The following is a 212-nucleotide window of genomic DNA, read 5'->3' as shown; positions in this document are numbered from 1 at the left end:
GGAGCGGCACACGAGGCTCGAACTCGTGACCTCGACCTTGGCAAGGTCGCGCTCTACCAACTGAGCTAGTGCCGCATCATATTAGTTCTAAATTAAACATTTTATAAATTACACTTGGTAATGTAATTAAACCACAAAGTGGTGCCCGAGGCCGGAATTGAACCGGCACGACTTGTTAGTCGAGGGATTTTAAATCCCTTGTGTCTACCAAT

At 46.2% G+C, this 212-nt stretch carries 1 tRNA gene; it reads right to left on the bottom strand.

Going from position 1 to position 212, the window contains the following annotated elements:
• Positions 1-2 precede the first annotated feature (2 nt).
• Positions 3-75, bottom strand: a tRNA-Gly gene (locus tag AAEZ18_RS19885).
• Positions 76-212 lie beyond the last annotated feature (137 nt).

Origin of the sequence: Pseudoalteromonas sp. 19-MNA-CIBAN-0066, from assembly GCF_040308705.1 — a bacterium.
Taxonomy (GTDB): domain Bacteria; phylum Pseudomonadota; class Gammaproteobacteria; order Enterobacterales; family Alteromonadaceae; genus Pseudoalteromonas; species Pseudoalteromonas nigrifaciens.
Note: the sequence above shows the minus strand (reverse complement) of the source record. Positions and strands in the feature narration are given on the sequence as shown.